The following is a 6,760-nucleotide window of genomic DNA, read 5'->3' as shown; positions in this document are numbered from 1 at the left end:
TAAAAACGTAACTGGTGTAACTCCAATTGCTACTGTAGACTTAAAACAAGACGGAGTTGTTATTGCATCTAAAGCAACATCAGGAACTTTTGCTCAATTTTCTACAAAAACATTAACTTTTGATCCTATTACTTTAAATCCTTCTTCTGTTTATACTTATGAAGTAAATAATGTAAGTGGTCAGCCAAATTTTAACCCTGATTTCTCAAATTCAAATTTAGCGTTAACTTTCCCTTCAGATACTGAACTAGAAATCGAAGTAAGAGTTTATACTGATAACTATCCTGGAGAAATATCTTGGAGAATAAAAAACAGCACTGGATCTGTTGTTGCTAGTTTTGGCCCTTATGCGGGTGGTACTGCTGCGGGTGGTCCAGATGCGAACACTACAAAAATTCACAATGTAACATTACCTACATCTGGTGAGTGTTATACTGTTGAGTTATTAGACTCTTATGGAGACGGTTGGTCATTAGGTTCTACACCGCACGGAATGGAAATTTTTAATGGAGAAACTTCTGTATGGAGCGTATCTACTGGAAATTTTGGAACACTTTTAGCAAACGTAAACGCCTTAAGAACTGCTTCACTTGCAACAAATAATTTTAATAAATCTTCTGTAAGTGTTTATCCTAATCCTTCAACAGGTAGATTACAAATTAAAGCAGATAGCGTAGTTTCTGTAGAATTAGTTGACGTTTTAGGAAAAGTAGTTTTTACTTCTAAAAATGTAAACAATGATACAATTCTTGATTTGTCTTCTTTAAACAAAGGAATATATTTAGCCAAAATAACTGGTGAAAATATCAACTACACTGAAAAAGTAGTATTAAACTAAATAAAAAATGAAACGCCTTAACAAATAAAACATTTTTAAGGCGTTTTCTAAATCAATAAAAACAAACAAATGAAAATTATATTAACTATAGTATTTAGTCTATACTCTTTAGTTGCTTTTTCGCAATTAACATTGAAGAAAACTGATGGTACCGTTATAAATGATGGCGATGTGTTGGTGTATAACAGTATTGCAGAACCTACAAATTATTTAGGATTAAAAATATATAATAGTTTAAGCGAAGATGTATCTGTAAAGATTAAAGTAGTTTCTTTCCCTGATGGACAAGGATCAAATCTTCAATTATGTATTGACCCAATTTGTGTAAACAACCTTGTAATGGGAAATTCTTATCCAAGTTTTGGCTCTACAATACCTGCCAACGGTGAGAATGGTAATTCAGACCATTTTTTAAATTCAAATGCTGGTGATGGCATTAACAGTTTAGACTATGTGTTAAAACTTTTTAGAGTTGATGAAAACAATGCAGAGGTTGGTAACAGTATTACTTTTACTTACCGCTATACTCCAAACTTGAGTAATACAGATTTTAATCAATTGGCTACATTAGGGATTCAACTTAAATCGACTTTAGTTAAAAATAATCTTGAATTGCAGGTTACTAAACCAGTTTCAGCAAACATTTATGATGTAAATGGCAAGTTAATAGTTAACCAAAGCTTAGTTACTGGTGACAATTCGATAGAAGCTTCAAAACTAGCTTCTGGCCTTTATATCCTTAGCCTAACAACTAATGAAGGTAAAAAAGCAACTGTAAAGATTATTAAAGAATAATTTTAAAAGTTTATACTATAAAAAATTCCCAAGTAAATCATTTTTTACTTGGGAATTTTTATTTAAAAACAATTCTAATTTATTAAAAAGAAGTATTAAGCGATAAAGATACTCCTGTACTTTCTGGAACAATTCTACAAACACCACCCACACAAACTAAGCCTCCTCTTTGTCTTCCATAATTTAGTGCAATTCTTGAAGAACCTCTACGGTAAGAACCACCAACATTATAATAATGCGTTCTACTTTTCTTTGCGTCATTACCATAATTGTATAAATCAGAAACGTAAAAAGACATTTTTGAATTGGCATTATACTCTAATGTAGCACTTGCCCAATTTTTTCTATCGGCATCAGCCCACATATGATCAAAAACACCTCGAACTGAGCGAGATTTAGTAAAAGAATAAGTGGTTTCTAGACCTAAAATATGAGTGTTTACTTCTGCTAAATAACCTGCCAGAAAGTTAGCATTATAAAATTGATTTATATAAGTAAATCCCGAAATCATTTTTGGCGAAAATCGTTTGGTAATTTCTAAATTATAATCAACATAATACTTGTCACTACCCGAAAACAATTTTGTATCATAATTAGATGGTGCAAATAAATAATTTCCATCTAAATTATACCATCTTGCAGAATTAAATGAAAACTTTGTACCATATTTTCCGCCAAGCATTGAACCTTTTTTTGCATCATAAAAAACATCTATTTGACCACCTATTTCACCAGCTTTCATAACTTCATTACTGGTGAAATCTACCTTGCTTTGAGCTTGGTAAACATAAATATTAGCAGTGTTTAAGTGTTGTTGTTTGGTTAAACCTGGTGTGAAATTCATTAATACATCATTGTAGATTAAACCGTTTTCAGGAATTCTTTGAGAGAAAAATGCCATGTTTTGCATTCGTCTAAATGTCGCATCGATACCCAAACCTTTCTTAGTATAACCCATATTTAACAAAAACGCATTGCCTGTTTTAACAAGTTTTGAACTCAAATTATTATTTGCATCAGATAAAACACCATCTCTTGATTTCGTATCTAATTCAGATGAAATATAAAATGAATTGTGAGAAAAATTAAGACGGTATGAAATAGCATTGGTCATATCATCAAAATCAGGATTCACAATAGTAGTTTTTTCATCTCGCCCAACAAAACTTAATCCGCCAGATAATTGGGATTTTTCAAATTTTAATAAGGCTCCAAAATCAACTTCAGTATTAAAGCCATGAATCTTAGCTTCAGAAACATCAAAACCAGTTCTTTGCTGGCCATATAAAGTTGTAAAAGTTAAGTATTGGGTTGGCCTTATAATAGCCCTAACACCTCTAAGTGCATTATTAATACCCAAAGCCCTATCCTCCCATGATCGTAAAATTAATCCGCTACCAAATTGCTCATAAAAATAACCCGCAGTCAAATCAAACGTTTTGTCTTTATAATTTACAAAATAAGTGGCGACATTTGTACCTTTATATTTTGGATTATAATTAAGAAGCGCATTTTTTTCATAAGATTCAACTTGAAGACCTGCTGACCATTTATCCAAATTGTAATTTAAAAATAAATAATTGTTTGAACGTAATGGATCTTCTGGATGCACAGTTTGTTGTCCTTTATCATTCAAATACCATTGCGAATTGGACTCAAGACCTCCAAATATTTTTCCGAATTTATTTTCTTGTGCGTATATAGAAATGCTAGTAGATAATAAGAATAAATATAAACTTTTTTTCATTTTATAGCGTTTTTAACACATCATGTAATTCTTCTTCTGATCCTTGGGTATAGCCATTTTGGATATGAACAATTTTTTGATTTTTTACAATAATAGAATAGGGAACATTTACAATCGATAAAGCTCTTTTAAAATCCTGATTTGAGTCTAAAAGCATTGTATAAGTCCAATCCTTACCATTTAGAAGAGGTTTGACCCTTTTTTGAGTTCTAGCGTCATCAATAGAGACTGCAATCAACTCAATGTTTAGCTCTTTTTTCCAATCTTCATAATGTTCACTAATTGCTTCAAGCTCAGCAATACAAGGTGTGCACCAAGTTGCCCAAAACGAATAAATATAAATTTTATCTTGTTCGCTAAAATCTGTTTTTACATTTACAGATTTGTTATCCAAAGTTGTTATAGAAACACTTGGTAGTTCTTTCTGAGCAAAAACAGAAAAAGAAAAAAACAGTAAAAATAAGGTTAGTTTTTTCATAGTAATTTTATAGTTTGTAGCACAAATGAAATAAAAATTAACCAATAATTATGCCTTTTTTAAAAAATAATTTATAATATTGCTTGGTAAAATATTTTTTATTCAAATGAAATCAATAAAAACCTTTTTTTTCTTTCTACTAATTTCCTCATTAAATTCATGTTATCAAGATACTGGCGATTTTTTTAGAACTGATAGTATAATCTTGACAGCTGACTTTGAAGAAAAACGACCGGGGCAAACTATAAATTTTAAAATTGTAACTGACTCTGGAATAGATATTACAAATGAAGCTAAAATATTCATACAAGAAATTACTACACCACCAGCAGATGTTACAATGAGTGATGTGCCGTCATTAACTTCTTTAAATTTAACTTCTTACAAAGTTTATGCAAAATATAGTGATATAAATAGTAATAAAGCGTTTACAAGCAATGAAATTATTGTAAAATTTGACAACAAAAAAAGTTTTGTAAAACGAGTATTAATAGAAGACTACACCGGCGCATGGTGTGTTAGCTGCCCAAGAGTAAGCTATGCAATTGAATTATTAAAGTTAAGTGCCACTAAAATGGTTCCTGTTGCCATTCATATTGGCGGAAGCCCTGGTAGCTTTGACCCATACAACTTTGTAGGTGTTGAACCGCTTTTTCAATTAGTGAATTTTACTGGAGAATATCCAACTGGAAAGTTAAACCGAATGACACCTTGGCCATTTGCACAAAACTCGCCAACAAATCAAAATATAGCTATTGCTCTTACAGCTGGAAAGCCCGTAAGATTAGGCTTGTCGATGAATTCTGTAATTGAAAACAACGCTATAAATCTTAATGTAAAAGTAAAATTTTATGATGATTATAGTAATTTAAAACTTGTTGTATATGTTTTAGAAAACAACTTGATATATCCGCAAAAAAACAACACTCCTTTTTATGGTGGTTTAAGTTTAATACCAAATTTTGAACACGACCATGTAGTAAGAGGAACTTTTACTAATCTTCTTGGTGATGCAATTCCGAGTGGTGAGACTTATTTTGAAAATATTTATTCAAAAAATTTCTCGGTTGATGTTTCAACTTTGACTATTGAGAATCTTAACAATTTAGAATTTGTTGCTTTTGTTGTAGGCAGCGACAATAAAGCAATTAATGTAAGAAGTGCTCAAATTGGTGAAAATCAATTAGATTTTGATGAAAACCCTTAAAACAATATAAAAAAGCATTTATAAGGTCGCTTTTTGGCGGCCTTTTTGTATTTTTGAAATTGATAAAAGAATATATATGGCTCTCCATTTACTAATTCTTCTTCAAATAAACGTTGAAGAGAAAATAAAAACTGCTCCCAATAATGCTTATGTAATTGGTGTTTGGATAGGGAATATCTTGCCATTTGTCATTTTAGTTGGTTTAGCCTATTGGATGTATTCTAAAGCAAAAAATAGAAGACTCGATGAGTAATTTATTTACTAAATTTGTAACTTAAAATTAATACGATGAGTAAAATCAGAATTACCAAACAATTTTCTTTTGAAACCGGTCATGCTTTATATGGCTATGATGGAAAATGTAAAAATGTTCACGGACATAGTTATAAGCTTTCTGTAACAGTTATTGGGCATCCTATAACAGATAATACAAACGTAAAATACGGAATGGTAATTGATTTTTCTGATTTAAAAAAAATAGTTAGAGAAGAAATAGTTGATTTGTTTGACCACGCAACAGTTTTTAACAAAAATACACCTCATATTGAATTGGCAAATGAATTAAAAAATCGAGGACATCATGTCATTTTAGTTGAATATCAGCCTACAAGTGAAAATATGGTAGTTGATTTTGCTAAAAAAATAAAAGACAGATTGCCTAACGATATCGAACTTCATTCATTAAAATTGCAAGAAACCGAAAGTTCATTTGCCGAATGGTACGCTTCCGATAATTTGTAAATTATTTCTAAATGTCAAACAAAAAAATCTATTTTGCTTCCGATCAACATTTTGGTGCTCCAACTCCTGAAGCAAGCTTTCCGCGTGAGCAAAAGTTTGTAGCTTGGTTAGATGAAGTAAAGAAAGATGCAGAAGCCATTTTTTTGTTAGGAGATTTATTCGATTTTTGGTTTGAATATAAAACTGTTGTTCCAAAAGGATTTGTTAGAGTTTTAGGCAAATTGGCCGAAATAAGAGATAGTGGCATTCCGATTTATTTTTTTGTTGGAAACCACGATTTGTGGATGAATGATTATTTCGAAAAAGAATTAAACATTCCTGTTTATCACGATAATAAAGAATTTACATTCAATAACAAAACCTTTCTAATTGGTCATGGTGACGGAAAAGGTCCAGGAGACAAAGGATACAAACGAATGAAAAAAGTATTTGTGCACCCGTTTTCAAAATGGCTTTACAGATGGCTACATCCTGATATTGGAATGAAATTAGCACAATATCTTTCAGTTAAAAACAAGTTGATTTCTGGTGCAGAAGATGTAAAATTTCTAGGAGAAGACAACGAATGGTTAATTTTATATTCCAAAAAGAAACTGGAAACTAAACATTACAATTATTTAGTTTTTGGACATCGCCATTTACCAATGATTGTAAATGTTGGCGAAAATGCTGAATATGTTAATCTCGGTGATTGGATTGGCTATTTTACTTACGGCGTTTTTGATGGAGAAAAATTTGAGTTGAAAAAATTTGAGTTAAAATAAAAAAACCTCACTAAAATGAACATGCCCCAAAAAGTTAGACACTATTTGGGGCATTTTTATGAGAAAAAAAAGAAGTTTTACATCAGAATTTAAAGTTGAACAAGTTTTAAAGTATACCCGCCATCATCAATCTTATTGTTCTATTTCAAAAGAAATTGGTATTGATAAATCTGTAGTTAGAAGATGGGTT

Annotated in this window: 8 protein-coding genes; 6 read left to right on the top strand and 2 right to left on the bottom strand. The window is 30.8% G+C overall.

Annotation, left to right across the window (positions count from 1 at the left end):
• Positions 1-838 (top strand): T9SS type A sorting domain-containing protein (locus ACIQ66_RS11150; RefSeq protein WP_396212871.1); only part of this gene is annotated, 838 nt, incomplete at its 5' end.
• A gap of 69 nt (positions 839-907) precedes the next feature.
• Positions 908-1,633: a T9SS type A sorting domain-containing protein gene (locus ACIQ66_RS11145; protein ID WP_396212870.1), complete on the top strand. Its 726-nt coding sequence runs from the start codon at positions 908-910 to the stop codon at positions 1,631-1,633.
• A gap of 82 nt (positions 1,634-1,715) precedes the next feature.
• Here the strand turns inward: ACIQ66_RS11145 and ACIQ66_RS11140 are convergent, their stop codons facing one another.
• Positions 1,716-3,380 carry a DUF6029 family protein gene (locus ACIQ66_RS11140; protein WP_396212869.1) on the bottom strand — a complete coding sequence of 555 codons (1,665 nt, stop codon included), beginning with the start codon at positions 3,378-3,380 and terminating at the stop codon, positions 1,716-1,718.
• 1 nt (position 3,381) lies between these two features.
• Complete coding sequence (locus tag ACIQ66_RS11135) at positions 3,382-3,858, bottom strand: TlpA family protein disulfide reductase (protein ID WP_396212868.1); 477 nt, start codon at positions 3,856-3,858, stop codon at positions 3,382-3,384.
• A gap of 106 nt (positions 3,859-3,964) precedes the next feature.
• Between ACIQ66_RS11135 and ACIQ66_RS11130 the strand changes: the two genes are divergently transcribed.
• The 4 genes from ACIQ66_RS11130 to ACIQ66_RS11115 all read left to right on the top strand — a co-directional run bounded on the left by ACIQ66_RS11130 (position 3,965) and on the right by ACIQ66_RS11115 (position 6,570).
• A complete protein-coding gene (locus ACIQ66_RS11130) occupies positions 3,965-5,065 on the top strand; it encodes an Omp28-related outer membrane protein (protein WP_396212867.1) in 1,101 nt (366 codons plus the stop codon).
• 76 nt (positions 5,066-5,141) lie between these two features.
• Positions 5,142-5,318 (top strand): hypothetical protein, encoded by a 177-nt coding sequence (locus ACIQ66_RS11125; RefSeq protein ID WP_396212866.1) that lies wholly within the window; start codon positions 5,142-5,144, stop codon positions 5,316-5,318.
• 35 nt (positions 5,319-5,353) lie between these two features.
• Entirely contained in the window at positions 5,354-5,806 is a 453-nt protein-coding gene (locus tag ACIQ66_RS11120; RefSeq protein ID WP_396212865.1) for a 6-pyruvoyl trahydropterin synthase family protein, read from the top strand.
• An 11-nt stretch (positions 5,807-5,817) separates the two neighbouring features.
• Positions 5,818-6,570: a UDP-2,3-diacylglucosamine diphosphatase gene (locus tag ACIQ66_RS11115; protein ID WP_396212864.1), complete on the top strand. Its 753-nt coding sequence runs from the start codon at positions 5,818-5,820 to the stop codon at positions 6,568-6,570.
• The last annotated feature ends 190 nt before the right edge of the window (positions 6,571-6,760 follow it).

Origin of the sequence: Flavobacterium sp. (genome assembly GCF_044377315.1) — a bacterium.
Lineage (GTDB): Bacteria > Bacteroidota > Bacteroidia > Flavobacteriales > Flavobacteriaceae > Flavobacterium.
The sequence above is the reverse complement of the archived record's forward strand: the minus strand, read 5'-3'. Positions and strand labels throughout refer to the sequence as shown.